The organism is Brucella sp. TWI559 (assembly GCF_039674265.1).
Classification (GTDB): Bacteria; Pseudomonadota; Alphaproteobacteria; order Rhizobiales; family Rhizobiaceae; genus Brucella; species Brucella chromiisoli.
This window is the reverse complement of sequence record NZ_JBDJNE010000001.1, coordinates 627,914-644,079: the sequence shown is the minus strand read 5'-3', so window position 1 is coordinate 644,079 and position 16,166 is coordinate 627,914. Positions and strand designations below refer to the sequence as shown.

Sequence of the window (16,166 nt, the reverse complement as noted above, 5' to 3'; positions counted from 1 at the left end):
GCGTTTAGCGTTTAAAACTGCCCAAAATGCCGCGCACCAATGCGCGGCCAAGCGATGTGCTCACGGAACGTACCACGGACTTCATAGCCGTTTCAGCGACCGTCTGACGACCCGACCGGCGACCACCGGTCCCAAATGCGGTTCCCATAATTTCGCCGAGAAGACCGCCACCTTCACCGGATTCCTCCTGCTTGGCCTTCTGCTGCGCGTCTGCTGCGGCCTGCGCTTTTCGCGCCAGCATTTCAAAGGCAGAATCGCGATCGACAGCCTGATCATATTGACCGGCAACCGGGCTTGCCGCGATGATCCGGGCGCGCGCTTCAGGCGTTAATGGGCCAATCTGCGAAGCTGGCGGGCGGATCAATGTGCGCTGTACCATTGAGGGCACACCCTTCGCCTGCAAGGTCGAAACAAGCGCTTCACCCGTTGCGAGATTGGTAATCGCCTCAAACGTCTTGAAATCTGGGTTTGGACGGAATGTATCCGCAGCCGTCTTCAAAGCATTGGTTTCGCGCGGTGTATAAGCACGAAGCGCGTGCTGCACACGATTACCAAGCTGCGCGAGCACCGTTTCCGGCACATCAAGCGGGTTCTGTGTTACGAAATAAACGCCGACGCCTTTCGAGCGAATGAGGCGCACCACCTGCTCCACGCGATCGACAAGTGCCTTCGGCGCTTCATCAAACAGCAAATGCGCTTCATCAAAGAAGAAGACGAGCCTTGGTTTATCGGGATCCCCCACTTCCGGGAGCTCCTCGAACAATTCCGACATGAGCCAAAGCAGAAACGTCGAATATAGACGCGGGCTCATCATCAGCTTATCCGCCGCAAGCACACTGACAACGCCACGACCATCTGTCGTGGTGCGCATCAAATCCGCGATTCGCAGCGCTGGTTCGCCAAAGAATTTTGAGCCGCCCTGCTGGTCAAGCACCAGCAACGAACGCTGGATCGCACCAACGGAGGCTTTGTTGACATTGCCATATTTGGCCGAAAGCTCCGCTGAACGCTCAGCCATTTCTGTAAGAATTGCCTGCAAATCTTTCAGATCGAGCAGCAGCAGACCTTCTTCATCGGCCAAACGGAAAGCGACGTTCAAAACGCCTTCCTGCGCGTCGGTCAGGTTCATCAGCCGTGAGAGCAGCAGCGGCCCCATTTCGGAAATCGTCGCACGGACCGGATGACCCTGCTCACCAAATATATCCCAGAAAATGACCGGCGATGCCCGCATTTCATATGGATCAAGCTTAACTTCTTCGGCGCGTTTGCTCAGATTATCATTGAGCACGCCCTTCGCGGCAATGCCGGACAAATCACCCTTGATATCCGCACAGAAAACTGGAACGCCTGCCGCCGAAAAACTTTCGGCCAAAACCTGCAACGTAACCGTTTTACCCGTACCCGTCGCCCCCGTAACAAGGCCGTGCCTGTTACCATATTTCAGCGCCAGATATTCGGGCTGCTGATAAGAATCATCTGGTTTGCGGCTTGCACCAAGGAAAATGGCATCGTCGACAGTCATCAGGCAGGTCGCTCCGTAAAAGATCTACTTACATCAGGTTATACAAGCACCATCGCGCTGCAACAATGATTAAGCGAATTTTCTGCTTTGCTGTTTAATTTCACGGCGCTAAGTTTTTAAAAACAGAATTATTTTAAGCCATGAAAGCTTGCAAAGTCCCGATGACAATGCATATTACGTAAACGTAAGATTTTGGGAGACTTTCTATGGATGAACTGATTGCACGCATCACCTCCAATGTTGGCATTGATGCGGCAACGGCGGAGAAAGCCGTTGGTATGATTTTGGCATTTCTGCAAAAGGAAGGTCCAGCCGACAAGGTTCAGCAGCTGATCGCAGCTTTCCCCGGCGCGGAAGAAGCCATTTCGCAGGTTAAGGGCGGCGGACTCCTGTCCGGCCTGATGGGTGGTGTTATGGGCCTCGGCTCGCAACTCATGGGTGCTGGCCTCGGCATGGGTGAAATCTCTGGCGTTGCCAAAGAAACCATTCGCTTTGCAAAAGAAAAGGCTGGCGATGAACCTGTAGACGCCGTGATCGGTACAATTCCGGGTCTCGGACAGTTCATATAAGCTCTTATTGTAAAACAAAGGTCCCGGTCTTCCGGGACTTTTTTTATTTTTTTTGTATGACTTTTACGCCGACATGTTTTGACCGGCCTGCGCCCCAGCCATTAATCGCAGCGCCAAGGCCAATCAAAGCAAAAAAGAGGCCGCAGGCCGCAAAACTACCCGTCGCACTGTGAATCAGTCCAACCACCAGCGGTCCGACGGAAGCCAGTGTATAACCAATGCATTGCGCCATACCGGAAAGATGCGCCGCCGTATGCGAATCCGGCGAACGCAAGACAATCACCATCATGGCCGCAGCGATAAGACCGCCCTGCCCGAAGCCCTGAATGATCGCAAGCAACCAGAAACTCCATTGCGGCAGATAAAGAAAGCCAATCAGCGGGAGTGCTGCGCTCATGCAAAGCACAACATTGAGCAGGCTTTGGCTTTTCTGCCTCACCGCAATCGACGGGATTGCCAGACAGGTGATGACCTGCACCATAATGGAGAATGAAACCAGCCCTCCGGCTGCGGTTGCGCTCAGTCCCTGTTCACGCAAAATCGGTGCGAGCCAGCCAAAAACCACATAGGCCATAGAAGACTGAAGCCCCATGAACAGCGTGACTTGCCATGCAAGCTTGTCTTTCCACAAGCCCATAACCTTAAAGCCAGAATGTGCGACATTGTGTTTTGCGCGCAAGGCTTGTGGCAACCAAAGTGCCAAAACAAGTGCTGCCGGCAAAGCCCAGAAGGCCAGGGCCAGGTTCCAAGAACCACCCAGCATATGCTCAATCGGAATGGTGAAACCGGCCGCTGCTGCCGCGCCGCCACAAAGCGCCATTGTATAAAGCCCGGTCATGATAGCTGCGGTTTTTGGGAAATCGCGTTTCACCACGCCCGGCAGCAACACATTGCCCGTAGCAATTGCGGCGCCTGCAAGTGTCGCGCCTATGTAAAGTGATGCTGAATTTCCGATGCCGCGTATCGCCGTACCAATCGTCAAAGCGACAAGCACAAACAACAGAACTTTTTCAGCACCGAAGCGCTGCGCAAGGCGCGGCGCAAAAGGCGCGAAAACCCCGAGACAAACCACCGGCAAGGTCGTCAAAACACCTGCCGCCACACCCGACATACCAGTTGCGTCGATGATTTCAGGCAACAGCACGGACACGCTGGAGAAAACAGGCCGCAGGTTTGCCGCGATCAGAACAAGGCTCAGGCCAAGAAGGATACGCAGCGCTTTGCTTTGCTTTTCCGGCTCAGGCGGTTGCGGCACGCTGTCTGTTTCAGCATCAACCAGTGAGGCCTCAGCCGCAGGGTTTGTGTGGCTCATATCGCCAGCACCTTTCATTTCAATCTCATCACAAGACAGCGGTGTACTACATCGTACACCTGGAGCAATAGCTTAAACATTGTGATAAATACCGCTATGAAGCTGCTTGCCGCATTCCGTTAACATTTTTAACGCAATGTGGCGGGTAAAATTTCAGACTTCGCAATCGGGTGCCGCATGATCAATCTTTACTGCCTTAATGGAGATCATCTTGAACGTGTCGAGGTAGAGCCCGGCACGCCTTTGCCTGATAATATTATCTGGATTGATCTGCTCGCACCGGGCGTCAATGAAGATCACGTCGTTGAAGCATGGACCGGCATCTCGATTCCTACCCGCGAAGACATGACGGAAATTGAAGAATCGAGCCGATTCTACATGGAAAATGGCGCGCAGTATCTGACGGTGCCGATCCTTCATGCGGTCGATCTGGATCACCGTGAGCTCGCACCCGTTACATTCGTCCTTTACGGGCAAAGACTGGTCACTGTGCGCTATGCCGATCCCAAATCAGTCAGCATTTATATCAACCGCGCGACCAAACCCGGAAATGGTCTGATCCCGAACGCCAAATGCTCCGGTCTTTCGATCATGCTTGGCATTATTGAGGCAACCACTAACCGTCTGGCGGATATACTGGAAAGTGTTGCTGGCAAAATTGATGCAGCCTCACATTCGATCTATCGCCGCCAACCAAAGGCGCGGCCAATGACGACAGAGGATTTCCGGAATATTCTCACGCAGATCGGCGGACAGGGTACGTTTCTATCGCGAATGCGGGAAAGTCTTGCTGGCGTCAGTCGCATGCTTGTCTATCTGTCTGCGATCAACAGCCCTGTTGCGACCAAAAAAGACACACGTTCCTGGATCAAATCGCTGGAGCGCGATACACAGTCGCTCGTCGCTTACGTGGATTTTCTATCCAATAAAGTTACGTTCCTGCTTGATACGATTGTCGGTCTAATCTCTGTCGAGCAAAACGCAATCATCAAGATTTTCTCAGTTGCAGCCGTGGGCTTCATGCCGCCGACACTTGTCGCATCCATCTACGGTATGAACTTCTCGTTCATGCCGGAGCTGCATTCGCAATGGGGCTATCCGATGGCGCTGGGCCTGATGGTGGCCTCAGCGCTTCTGCCGCTGTTCTATTTCCGCCGAAAAGGGTGGCTGTAAATCATATCTTGAAAGCCAGAATCTCCCAGTCCTTGCCATTGATCTTCAAAACATCGCCCACCGGCTTGCCAAAAAGCATGATGGCCACAGGCGAAACGTGGGAAATTTTGCCGCTGGCTGGGTCGGCCTCGTCTTCGCCAACAATGGTCCATACCCGCGTGCCACCATCATCGAGGTTTTCCAGCTCCACCGTCATGCCAAAGCGCACAACATCGCTATCCGGCTCGGGCACGGATAGTTCTGCTGTTTCGCGACGTGACGTCCAGTAGCGGAGATCACGCGAAAGACGGGCAATTGCCGAACGCTCTCCTGCAATATTCGCCTCTGCCAGTTCGCGATGAAGACGCGCAAGCTCGTCTTCAATCATCTTCAGGCCATTGGCCGTGACGAGATTGCGATGCGGACTAATGGGACGTTCGCCGAGATCCGTCGGCGCGTCATCCTGTTCTTTGGTGAAAGCTCTGCTCATCGTCTGAATGTATCCAGAGCCACTATTTCCCGCAAGCCCACAGATTTGGCCTCATACGCGGCGAAATTAATTCGCATTTTTCTGCATCAAGAGTTTTTATTGATTGATCAGTCAATCAAATATAAAATGCATTCAAACTCACCCTCAACCCGGATGACGATTATGCCCAAAATCGGGATGGAGCCTTTACGGCGGCGCGAACTGATCGACGCTGCCATTCGTACAATCGGCCAGCGTGGTTCGCTGGACGTGACGGTTGCGCAGATTGCGCATGAAGCCGGCGTTTCGCCTGCGCTCGCGCATCATTATTTTGGCGGCAAGGACAAGCTTATTCTCGCCACCATGCGCCATTTGCTGCGTGAGCTGGGTAGCGATCTGAATGCGGCTGTGAAACTTGCGGAAACCCCGCATCAGCGTTTAGCAGCAATCATTGCCGTCAATTTTTCGGCGTCACAGTTTGCGCAGGAGACCATTGCAGCCTGGCTGACTTTCTACGTCCATGCGCAGCAGTCCGAAGACACAAGACGGCTTTTGCGCATCTATGCGCGTCGTCTGCATTCCAATTTTGTCTTCGCGCTGGAGCAACTCACCAGCCGCGAGCGTGCAAACCGTATTGCGGAAGGTGCCGGTGCACTGATCGATGGGCTTTATATCCGCCACGCCCTCGGCGCCGATGCGCCCAATGCAGATTCAGCGATTGCGCTTGTCGAAGATTACATCGCTGTTCAGCTTGCGGCGGAGAAATAAAAATGGAAGCGGATTTCGTTATCATCGGCTCAGGTTCCGCTGGCTCGGCCCTTGCCTATCGCCTGTCGGAAGACGGCCAGCATTCGGTCATCGTCATCGAGTTCGGTGGCCCGGACATTGGTCCGCTGATCCAGATGCCTGCCGCCCTCTCCTTCCCCATGAATATGGAAACCTATGACTGGGGCTTTTCAACAGAAGCTGAGCCACATATCGGTGGGCGTCGTCTGGTGACACCACGTGGTAAGGTGGTTGGTGGCTCATCATCCATCAACGGTATGGTCTATGTGCGCGGCCATGCACGCGATTATGATCATTGGTCGGAAAGCGGCGCACGCGGCTGGTCCTTTGCGGACGTACTGCCTTACTTCAAACGGATGGAAAACTCCCACGGCGGGCAGGAAGGCTGGCGCGGCACCCATGGCCCGTTGCATATTCAGCGTGGACGTCGCGACAACCCGCTGTTTAAGGCCTTTGTTGATGCAGGAAAACAGGCGGGCTTTGAAGTCACAGACGATTATAATGGCGAGAAGCAAGAAGGCTTCGGTCCGATGGAGCAGACGATTCATAATGGACGTCGCTGGTCTGCTGCAAATGCCTATCTCAAACCTGCGCTCAAACGCCCTAATGTAAAGCTCGTCAAAGGACTGGCGCGCAAAATCGTGATGGAAGGCAAGCGCGCCGTGGGTGTTGAGATCGAAGCAGGCCGAAGCTTCTCGACCATCCGCGCGCGGCGCGAAGTCATCATCGCCGCATCGTCTATTAATTCGCCTAAGCTGCTGATGCTTTCGGGCATTGGCCCAGCTGCGCAGCTTAAAGAACACGGCATTGAAGTGCTGGCTGACCGGCCCGGTGTTGGCCAAAACCTGCAGGATCATCTGGAAGTCTATATCCAGCAGGAATGCACGCAGCCGATCACGCTCTACTCGAAACTCAACCTGTTTTCCAAAGCCATGATCGGGGCACAATGGCTGTTCTTCAAAACTGGTGACGGCGCGACAAACCACTTTGAATCTGCCGCCTTTGTGCGTTCGAAAGCGGGTGTCGAATATCCGGATATTCAATATCACTTCCTGCCGGTCGCTATCCGCTATGACGGCAAGGCAGCAGCAGAATCCCATGGCTTTCAGGCACATGTCGGACCAATGCGCTCAAAATCGCGTGGTAGTGTGACGCTTCGCTCTGCCAATCCACGCGAAAAGCCACGCATTCAGTTCAATTATATGTCGCACGAGGATGACTGGGCCGATTTCCGTCATTGCGTGCGGTTAACCCGAGAGATTTTTGGGCAGGATGCGTTTGCATCCTATCGTGGTGCAGAAATCCAACCCGGCGCGCATGTTCAATCGGATGATGAGATCGACAATTTCATTCGCGAGCATGTGGAAAGTGCATTTCACCCTTGCGGAACCTGCAAAATGGGATCAGTTGACGATCCAATGGCCGTGGTTGATCCTGAATGCCGGGTTATTGGCGTTGAGGGATTACGGGTCGCGGATTCGTCCATTTTCCCGCGTATAACCAACGGCAATCTCAACGGCCCGTCGATCATGACCGGCGAAAAAGCGGCAGATCACATTCTGGGTCGCACGCCTTTGGCAAGGTCCAACCAAGAGCCATGGATTAACCCGCGCTGGGAAATATCTGATCGCTAATGAACTTCGAGGAGAATAGTATGAAAGTTCAACCCAAAGCCTCGCATTTCATCGGCGGTGCATTCGTGGACGATAAAGCTGGCAAGCCGCTTTCAGTCATATATCCGGCAACGGGCGAAGAAATTGCAAAGCTTTATTCAGCAACACCGGACGTCATCGAGAGCGCCTATGCAGCAGCATTGAAAGCGCAGGGCGAATGGGCGGCACTAAAGCCCGTAGAGCGAGGCCGCATTTTGCGCCGCACGGCTGAAATTCTGCGCGAAAAAAACAAAAAACTCTCCAAGCTTGAGACACTTGATACCGGCAAAGCGCTACAGGAAACACTGGTAGCGGATGCTGCGTCAGCCGCCGATGCGCTGGAGTTTTTTGGCGGTGTCATTTCCGGGTTCAATGGTGAATTCGTAGAGCTTGGTGGCTCGTTTGCCTATACACGTCGCGAAGCGCTCGGTATCTGCGTTGGGATCGGCGCATGGAATTATCCAATCCAGATCGCCGCATGGAAATCCGCGCCAGCACTCGCCATGGGCAATGCCTTCATCTTCAAGCCATCGGAAAACACCCCTCTTTCTGCCCTCGCGCTGGCGGAAGCCTATAAGGAGGCTGGCCTCCCCGACGGCCTATTCAATGTGGTGCAAGGTTTTGGCGATGTCGGTGCCGCACTTGTCAATCACCGTCTGACAGCAAAGGTTTCGCTGACTGGTTCGGTTCCGACCGGCAAAAAAATCATGTCGCAGGCTGGCGAACAGCTCAAACATGTCACGATGGAACTTGGCGGGAAATCACCGATCATCGTTTTTGATGACGCCGATATTGAGAGTGCCATTGGCGGCGCGATGCTGGGTAATTTCTATTCCACAGGACAGGTTTGCTCCAACGGCACACGTGTTTTCGTACATAAAAACATTCAGGACGTCTTTATCGAACGTCTTGTTGGGCGCACCCGCAAAATCCGCATTGGCGACCCTCTGAATGAAGCAACCCAGATGGGTCCGCTCGTCAATGGCACACAACGCGACAAGGTTCTGTCCTACATTGAAAAGGGCAAAGCCGAAGGTGCCACGCTCGCCTGTGGCGGCGGCATTCCAAAAATTCAGGGCTTTGATAAAGGCTATTTTATTGAGCCAACGGTCTTCACGGGTGTTACCGACATGATGACCATTGCGCGTGAGGAAATTTTTGGTCCAGTCATGAGTATTCTGGAATTCTCTGACGAAGAAGAGGTGATCGCGCGTGCCAATAATAGCGAATTTGGCCTGGCGGCAGGTGTTTTCACCGCTGACATCGCCCGCGGTCATCGCGTGATTGGCCAGATCAAAGCAGGCACCTGCTGGATCAATGCCTATAATCTTACGCCGGTCGAAGTGCCTTTTGGCGGCTATAAACAATCGGGTTTTGGCCGTGAAAACGGCATTGCAGCATTGACCCATTATAGCCAGATCAAGACCGTCTATGTGGAAATGGGCAAGGTCGAAAGCCCTTATTAAATCTGACGTGACGAATTCTATATTTTCGTCGCTTTTCTTGATCGCATCAGAACAAAACCCAGCCAGAAATGCAGGCGCTTGATTTGATGCGATCATTTTTTATTTAAAACGATCAATAAACCTTAATTTTAAGCACGTAAATATAAGTTAATTAAAATATTATTATTTAGAATAAATGAATACTTCATATAAAATATTTTATTCACACTAGCGAATCTTTTACTTTTTTATATATACTCAAATCAGCATCCATATATTTGCTTCGAAATCTTAAATTTTTGCTTATCCACATGTTCTAATTAAGTTTAGATGGGATTGAGATGGATATTGAACTCTTTTTATCGATGAACATGGAGTATTCCCAAGGCCGAGATAAGTTTGGGGTTGATGCATTTAAAGCCAATTATGAGGCGCCTAAAAACACCGGCCCTCATTTGAAAGGCTTTCGCGGAGTTTTACGCGAAAAAACGATGGAATCGCTGCTGTTGGGCAGCACAAATTTTAACAAGCAAAGCGATCAATGCGCCGAAAGACTGATCACGAATAATGGACTTGACCATTATATTCTTCACATCATTCTGGCGGGAACGCTGCACGGAAGTTTTAACGGCATAGAGGTTTTCGCTCATCCGGGTGATATTATTCTTCTCAATTTATCGCAGGTGGTATCAAGCAGCACTGAAACAGATGGGCGGATCACAGTTCTCATCCCAAAACATGAGCTGGAAAAGCGCACCGGATGGAGAAAGTTGGATGGTTCCGTCCTTAAAGCGCAATCCCCAACAACGATTTTACTGTTTAACTATGTGAAGGATATGATCAATATCAGTTCACAGCTCAATGCAACCGAAGCAACGGCTGCCAGAGAGGCGATGCTAACACTTTTGGCTTCCTGCATTAACGGCACGCAACAAGAATTAACAAACAGCGTAGCCATGAAACTGACCATGCGACATCGGATTCTGGCATATATTGATGATAACCTGACCAATTCTGCCCTAAAGCCAAGGTCTATCCAGCAGCATTTTCACGTCTCGCGCTCACATCTTTATCGAGCTTTCGAGGCAGATGGCGGCGTGGCAAAAGTCATTCGAGACAAACGGCTTGATCTTGCTTATCAACTATTGATTGAAATACAGGGCAAGCAGCTTTCGTTTAAAGAAATCGCCTATCGTTGTGGTTTTCAGAATACAAGCCAGTTTACCAAAGCATTTAAGAGCCTTTACAGCATCTCACCCAAAGAGGCCCGAAAAACCAACTCGCTGATAAGTGAATACAGTGATATTTCCATATTTCAAAAGCATTTGATTGCACAGAATGACCAATACAATATCGAAGAGGAAAAAGGGGCGGTAAAACCACCGCGCCGCCCATGAAGCAGAAACTTATATGATCATATTGCCGGTACGAATACTGCGCCAGACTGTTCCATCTGAATAAGCCATTTGCGCACCGCCGCTCGCGTTGTTCACAAAAACAATGGCTCCGGCACCGTGTTGAGAAGCAGATGGCAATCCGAACACCGGATAGGACGCAGGGCGAACGGGCCCATCAACATGCAGGCGGGTTGTCGGCAACATTGCCCCCACTGCAACATTGCCGGTTTCCCGGTCAACCTTCACCGCGACGCGCCAGTTGCCGGCATCATTGCCAACCTTGATGCTGAAATTATCGTCACCACTCAGGCCCATCTCGGCATGTCCAGTCCAGCCTGACTGAAACAACAGGCTTGCGGTGTCAGCGGAGGTGTTTTTATTAACTTTTACCTGATGCCCTGCGCCGGCATTATTAAACAGACTTGCCTCTGAAGAGAGTGCAAAACGGTTGGTCGCGTCAGCCGTCGCTTGAATGCCCAGCATGGACAGAGAAAGACGTTCCGGGATGGAACTTGCGCCTTCCCACTGCGTGCCGTTAAACACCAGCAGGTTGCTTTCATCTTCAACATAAGCCAGCCAGCCTTTTGCCACAGCAATAAAAGACCAGCTGCCATCAACGAAGACGGCGATCATACCGGCCTTGCCTGCCCACAGCCCTGCGGCAGGTGCTGCAACGATATATCGTTCACCGGATAAAGGTGTTGCAGGCGCACCGGTTTGCGTGCGTGATTTCACGCTCAGATGTACAACTGCATCCAGCAATCGCAGCGCCTCATTATGGGTCACGTGTTTCTGTGCCTGACTGGGCGCAATATAGGGAAGTTTGAGATTGGGTGTCTGATCCATGAAAAACTCCTCGCGGTAACAATGCGAGGAGCTTAATCGCTTGCCTGATGATGGGGATAAGTCAGCTCCCACGATATGTGGAATAAGACCAGGGGCTCACCAGCAGAGGCACGTGATAATTGCCGTCTTCATCTGCGATTGCGAAGCGGATCGGGATCAGATCGAGAAAAGGAGGATTGGCAACATCGGCGCCACGCCCCTCGAAATATTCAGCGACGTGAAACTGCAATTCGTAAGTGCCTTCCTGCATCTCACTGCCACTGAGTAATGGCTCATCCGTACGACCATCCAGATTGGTGACCGTGCGCTTAATCAGCTCAGTGCTTCCCAAAGCACCAAGCCTGTAAAGCTCTAAACGCATTGCCGCCGCCGGGCTGCCATGGGCCGTATCTAGAACATGTGTGGATAGCTTGCCCATGGTTCACCTCAGATTTGCTTTTCAGGAGCCGGAATTGTCTCTATGCGGTAGGTAACATCCGACAGGAAATATTCCTCCAGATTATCTTCACTGCCCGCGCGGTCAACAATAAGAAAATCCGATGTCTCTTCGAGAGACACCAACGGATGATGCCAGACATTGCGCCAGTAATTGACACCCTGATCACCCCGCGCCAGAAATGCGCGTGGTCGGTCAGGCTTGCCATCATTATCTTCGGCGACAACCACGAGAAACGGCCTGCTATTGAGCGGAACAAAAGCCTGCGAACCAAATGGATGCCGCTCCAGCATGACAATATCGATGGGTAGCTTAAAAAACTGACCGCGAAATATATTGATCAGAACACGCGCATGGGTGCCCGCCGCCTCAACGCGGGCCAGATCGTGAAAGCGTTCCGTTGTGCCATTGTTGATAAGACGGCGCTCTGCCCCCTCCACTTCAATCACATCCCCAAAAGGCGCGAAAGCGGCCTTTGTCAGCCGCTCAACCTCCAGCACTTCAAACTTCACTCAACCCTCCCCCAGTCACTGAACGCATCTTGCATAGCAAAGCGTCGCATCCAAAGCATTGTCAATCGCGAAGCAGTTTCAACAGAAAGATGAAAAAGGCCGGGATTGTCACCCGGCCTTTCAAATTTGCAGCGGTCTGGATCTGTCAGCGCTTGAACAAGGCGCTCACAGCTGGAACGCCACAGGCCGCAAGCGCGAGCTTGATCAGATCACCGACAATGAAAACGCCGAAGCCAAAGGCAATGCCTTTTTCAAGACCAAAGAGATAAGCCATCCAACCGGCACCCATGACAAGCACAACGAGTTCGGCAAGCAGCATCACACCACCCAGCGCCAAAGGATTACGGGCCAATCCCTTGTCGGCAGCGCGACCGATCATCCATGCAGCAACAAGATAGGAAAGAAGATAGCCGCCAGTCGGGCCGACCATATAGGCAAGGCCAATACCCTTTTCAGGCGTTCCGGTGAAAACCGGCATACCGAGTGCGCCTTCAAGCAGATAAAGCGCTACCGTTGCGACAGCAAGACGCGATCCATAAACCGCCGAAAGCGCAAAAAGCGCAAAGGTCTGCATCGTCACGTTCACATAAAGAAGATCGACCTTGATATTTGCCGATATGGTCAGCACAGCGGTGCCGATCAGGGCAAGCGAGACAAAATAGAAAGCCCGTGCCAATTGCCCTGTGGGCAGATAGCTGGCGGCGAGTGATGCGGTGGCGGCTTTGGCCCGAGATCTGTTCTGCATTTTTATCTCACTCCTTAGACTGGGCGTTCCGGTTTGCAAAACCAGATAATCCATTTGAAACCTGACATTATAAATTCTAATCAATTCAGGCAATAAAACCAAAGAAGCATTGGACCATTCAATGGCGCTGGATTTCGACGGTCATTTCTCTCCTGAATATGGAACTCCGATTGCCTTGAGTAAAGATATTTTACGCCTGACCGCAAATAATCCGAGCGCTTTCACATTTCATGGCACCAACAGCTACCTCATCGGAACGGATACCCTTGCCATCATCGATCCGGGCCCGAAAGATGAGGCGCATTTTCAGGCCCTTCTGGCAGCAATTGGTAACCGTCCGGTGAGCCATATTTTTGTGAGCCACACACATCGCGACCACTCGCCGCTCGCCAAGCGCTTAAAAGAGCAGACCGGCGCGCTTATCGTTGCTGAAGGTCCGCATCGCTCGGCCCGACCTTATCACAACGGCGAAGTGAATCTGCTCGAAGCCAGTGCGGATACTGATTTTGCTCCTGATCTGGCCTTGGCGGATGGCGAAAAAGTCGATGGTGACGGCTGGGTTTTGCGTGGCATACACACGCCCGGCCATGCCGCCAATCACATGGCCTTTGCCCTTGAGGACTCGGATGTTCTGTTTTCTGCCGATCATGTCATGGCGTGGGCGACCTCGATTGTAGCACCGCCGGATGGCTCCATGAGCGACTATATGGCGTCACTTGAAAAGCTGCTGGAGCGTGATGATCGTATCTATCTGCCCGGTCATGGTGGCGCTGTTACCAAACCCGCAGCTTTTGTGCGTGGTCTTCGCACACATCGCAAAATGCGGGAGCGCGCAATACTGGAGCGGATCGTGCAAGGCGATCGCACCATTCCCGATATGGTCAAGGCCATTTATCGCGACACCGATCCGCGTCTGCATGGTGCGGCCGCCTTGTCGGTGCTCGCGCACCTTGAAGACCTTGTGGGGCGCAATGAAATCACCACCGACGGCAATCCCTCGCTTAACGGTATTTATCAGCCAAAGTAATTATTCAGCATCAGCAGGCGCTTTGTTGACCTCTCCCTCAAGTGCGCTCAAAAACTGCGTAATGAAAGCTGCGTTCAGCCCCATGTCGCGATCGCCATAATGTGATAAAGACCGCATATCAACATAGGTGGTTTCGCCTTCGTCAAGCAGCCGGATCACCACATCGCTTTTCAGGCCAAGAATTGGACTATGCGCAATCACAGCAAAACGGATCGCGTTTTGTTGTGACAAGGGAATATCACGGCCAATTTGCCCCCAGCTAAAAGCTTTGAGCGTATTGACAACAGCTTGCGCCACACGATCAGGCGCAGCTTCATAGCGGCGTCCGATCACATCGGGATAAGCCGCCATCTGTCCCAGCATGTCCCCCTGAACGGCCTCTGAGAGCGGGTTCATCCCGGCCAAACGCTGCGGCATCGTTGATGGAAATTGTGGCGGCATCTCAAAATCGGTTGTCACATCAAAAATGCGTGCCGAGCCATACCAAAGATTACCCACAAAGCAGACCGGCAAAAAAACTGAAAACGCCAGAAACCCCGCCCAAAAGGAGCGCGCGCCGCCTTTATCTCCATTGACCCAGAGATTGCGCAGTCCTTTGGCTGCGCATAGCAAAGCCAATATTGCAATCACTGCACCAAGAGTAGCAATGAGAACGAAGTGTGGTGTTTCAAGCTTGCCAAACCTGTGCAGTAAGAGGCCAAGTACGGAGAGCACAAAGGCAAATATACCGAACCGCAATGCCCATATTGCGGAACGTGACTGCCTGCGTTGATAACGAAGTTTCCTCATGCAACGCCCCAGAATGATTTGAAAACCGCAGTCTCATGCATAACAGAGACTGCCTTGGCGCAAAAGAAAAAGGCGGGCGTCACACTGGCAATTCGTCCAGTTATAAAAAATGCGCTTAAAAAATATAGCTAAATCAATATAAAAATCATTGTAGCAACTCCTAATGGAGGGCATGATCGCGTATATGGGGCGTTTATCGGATTCGTCGGAAAGGACGACATGGATCGAAACCTTCATAATGGCCATTCATCAGCCACATCCAGCATTGCTGCCTCCGAGCAGGAAGTCATGACCCTGGAGGCCGTCGAGCTGGAATTTGCGCTCGGAGCCATCGACGTTTTGATTGAAGGATTTGACACAGCTCTTGCCAAAGCCGCAGAGCGGGTGGGTGGCGAAGTGCTTTTCAACATGCCTGCGCTCGATACGAGTACGGCTCAGCGCATCGGTGCCATCGCGATTGCCGGCCAGCCACAGGATCAGGTTGTTTTTGTGACTTTGGGAAATGATGGGACAACGCTTTCCGTTGCGCCGCCCACCGGCGAAAATGCTCTTTTCGTCAGTCTTGGCCGCAATTATGCAGAGGTCATGAAAAGCCTGACGCCTCAAGGTCCGATCAACGGCGAATGAACCTTGTCTATCAATTGTCCGGTTGCGGAACTGCGTCCACATGAAGATGATGTGCGGGCACCGGATTGAGTGTCATGGTTGTCTCGACATCTCTTAGCTTTACAAACTTCATGCCTTTGGCTTGAAGTGCAAGAATGCCTTTGGCAACGCCTTCGCCTGCCGAACGCGTGGGCTGATTGATATGTGCAATAATCACATCGCCATCGCGTGCGGCTGAAATGCGCCGGGCAACGACGGGCGCAAGCAGCGATGCGCCCTGATCGCCATTGAGCGAGTAACCACCGATTTTATAGCCCCTGCTTTGTGCAAATTTAATCGCATCTGTCGAATAACGGGCCGTTGCATCGCGATACCAGAGCGGTTTCGATGCACCTGATTGCACGATCGCATCGGCACCACCGTCAATTTCAGAGCGAACGGCATCCAGTGAGCCTGCCGTTTTAATATTGTACATGGTCGGCACATTGGTGATGGCTGGCACATGCATGTTGCCGTGGTTCTCAATATCGAAAAGATCAGGATGGGCTTTCATCACCGCAAAAGCTTCCGCATTTTGTTTCAACCAGCGCGCGGTTACAAAAATTGTTGCCGGAATGCGGTTCCGCACCAGCACATCAAGAATACGGTGATCCGTCTTCCCCATGCAAGCATCAAGGGTCAGTGCAACCTGCGGCGCAGCCGAACCGCCTTTTGCGATATGCAATTGCGGCTCAACGATGCTGATTTTCTCATGTTTATCCGTCTTTGGCGATGCATCAGAAGCGCTGGCCACAGAGCAAGAAAAAACGAGCGCGGCCCCCGCCGCTGACAAAAAACGAAACATAGCCACCCCGGCACATAGAATTCTGGCAATAAGCTGCCCGCTTAAATGCCAGAATCA

17 protein-coding genes are annotated in these 16,166 nt (G+C 52.1%); 8 read left to right on the top strand and 9 right to left on the bottom strand.

The genetic code is table 11. The features are described 5' to 3' along the window. Positions 1–4 precede the first annotated feature (4 nt). A complete protein-coding gene (locus ABE530_RS03010; protein WP_499693529.1) occupies positions 5–1,522 on the bottom strand; it encodes a helicase HerA-like C-terminal domain-containing protein in 1,518 nt (505 codons plus the stop codon). Positions 1,523–1,728: 206 nt separating this feature from the next. Between ABE530_RS03010 and ABE530_RS03005 the strand changes: the two genes are divergently transcribed. Continuing rightward, positions 1,729–2,091, top strand: coding sequence for a DUF2267 domain-containing protein (locus ABE530_RS03005; protein ID WP_499693528.1), 363 nt, complete (start codon positions 1,729–1,731; stop codon positions 2,089–2,091). A 43-nt stretch (positions 2,092–2,134) separates the two neighbouring features. On the opposite strand, the gene ABE530_RS03000 is transcribed toward ABE530_RS03005, so the two are convergent. Further along, a complete protein-coding gene (locus tag ABE530_RS03000) occupies positions 2,135–3,403 on the bottom strand; it encodes a CynX/NimT family MFS transporter (RefSeq protein WP_265983853.1) in 1,269 nt (422 codons plus the stop codon). 177 nt (positions 3,404–3,580) lie between these two features. Between ABE530_RS03000 and ABE530_RS02995 the strand changes: the two genes are divergently transcribed. Beyond that, positions 3,581–4,576: a magnesium transporter CorA family protein gene (locus ABE530_RS02995; RefSeq protein WP_396996436.1), complete on the top strand. Its 996-nt coding sequence runs from the start codon at positions 3,581–3,583 to the stop codon at positions 4,574–4,576. A 1-nt stretch (position 4,577) separates the two neighbouring features. Here the strand turns inward: ABE530_RS02995 and ABE530_RS02990 are convergent, their stop codons facing one another. Continuing rightward, positions 4,578–5,045 (bottom strand): GreA/GreB family elongation factor, encoded by a 468-nt coding sequence (locus tag ABE530_RS02990; RefSeq protein WP_265983156.1) that lies wholly within the window; start codon positions 5,043–5,045, stop codon positions 4,578–4,580. Between the two features lie 162 nt (positions 5,046–5,207). Here ABE530_RS02990 and betI point away from each other — a divergent pair, with 162 nt between their 5' ends. From betI to ABE530_RS02970, 4 genes are all read left to right on the top strand, one after another. Next, entirely contained in the window at positions 5,208–5,792 is a 585-nt protein-coding gene (gene betI, locus ABE530_RS02985) for a transcriptional regulator BetI (protein WP_265983155.1), read from the top strand. A gap of 2 nt (positions 5,793–5,794) precedes the next feature. Continuing rightward, positions 5,795–7,444 carry a choline dehydrogenase gene (betA, locus tag ABE530_RS02980; protein WP_265983154.1) on the top strand — a complete coding sequence of 550 codons (1,650 nt, stop codon included), beginning with the start codon at positions 5,795–5,797 and terminating at the stop codon, positions 7,442–7,444. A gap of 20 nt (positions 7,445–7,464) precedes the next feature. After that, the gene (gene betB / locus ABE530_RS02975) at positions 7,465–8,928 is read left to right on the top strand and encodes a betaine-aldehyde dehydrogenase (RefSeq protein WP_499693527.1); all 1,464 of its coding nucleotides are present in this window, start codon (positions 7,465–7,467) and stop codon (positions 8,926–8,928) included. 320 nt (positions 8,929–9,248) lie between these two features. Further along, positions 9,249–10,304 (top strand): helix-turn-helix domain-containing protein, encoded by a 1,056-nt coding sequence (locus ABE530_RS02970; protein ID WP_499693526.1) that lies wholly within the window; start codon positions 9,249–9,251, stop codon positions 10,302–10,304. A gap of 9 nt (positions 10,305–10,313) precedes the next feature. Here ABE530_RS02970 and ABE530_RS02965 read toward each other — a convergent pair whose 3' ends face one another. From ABE530_RS02965 to ABE530_RS02950, 4 genes are all read right to left on the bottom strand, one after another. Then, on the bottom strand, positions 10,314–11,150 hold the full coding sequence (locus ABE530_RS02965; RefSeq protein ID WP_499693525.1) for a DUF2793 domain-containing protein: 837 nt from the start codon (positions 11,148–11,150) through the stop codon (positions 10,314–10,316). A 61-nt stretch (positions 11,151–11,211) separates the two neighbouring features. Then, complete coding sequence (uraH, locus tag ABE530_RS02960) at positions 11,212–11,568, bottom strand: hydroxyisourate hydrolase (RefSeq protein ID WP_265983150.1); 357 nt, start codon at positions 11,566–11,568, stop codon at positions 11,212–11,214. An 8-nt stretch (positions 11,569–11,576) separates the two neighbouring features. Next, positions 11,577–12,098 carry an ureidoglycolate lyase gene (locus tag ABE530_RS02955; RefSeq protein ID WP_499693524.1) on the bottom strand — a complete coding sequence of 174 codons (522 nt, stop codon included), beginning with the start codon at positions 12,096–12,098 and terminating at the stop codon, positions 11,577–11,579. Positions 12,099–12,243: 145 nt separating this feature from the next. Then, complete coding sequence (locus ABE530_RS02950) at positions 12,244–12,843, bottom strand: biotin transporter BioY (RefSeq protein WP_265983148.1); 600 nt, start codon at positions 12,841–12,843, stop codon at positions 12,244–12,246. A gap of 121 nt (positions 12,844–12,964) precedes the next feature. On the opposite strand from ABE530_RS02950, the gene ABE530_RS02945 reads away from it, so the two are divergent. Next, entirely contained in the window at positions 12,965–13,870 is a 906-nt protein-coding gene (locus tag ABE530_RS02945; RefSeq protein ID WP_499693523.1) for an MBL fold metallo-hydrolase, read from the top strand. Here ABE530_RS02945 and ABE530_RS02940 read toward each other — a convergent pair whose 3' ends face one another. Beyond that, complete coding sequence (locus tag ABE530_RS02940; RefSeq protein ID WP_499693522.1) at positions 13,871–14,659, bottom strand: DUF1499 domain-containing protein; 789 nt, start codon at positions 14,657–14,659, stop codon at positions 13,871–13,873. Between the two features lie 219 nt (positions 14,660–14,878). Between ABE530_RS02940 and ABE530_RS02935 the strand changes: the two genes are divergently transcribed. Continuing rightward, on the top strand, positions 14,879–15,286 hold the full coding sequence (locus tag ABE530_RS02935; RefSeq protein ID WP_265983145.1) for a hypothetical protein: 408 nt from the start codon (positions 14,879–14,881) through the stop codon (positions 15,284–15,286). Between the two features lie 10 nt (positions 15,287–15,296). On the opposite strand, the gene ABE530_RS02930 is transcribed toward ABE530_RS02935, so the two are convergent. Continuing rightward, complete coding sequence (locus tag ABE530_RS02930; protein WP_499693521.1) at positions 15,297–16,109, bottom strand: polysaccharide deacetylase family protein; 813 nt, start codon at positions 16,107–16,109, stop codon at positions 15,297–15,299. Between the last annotated feature and the right edge of the window lie 57 nt (positions 16,110–16,166).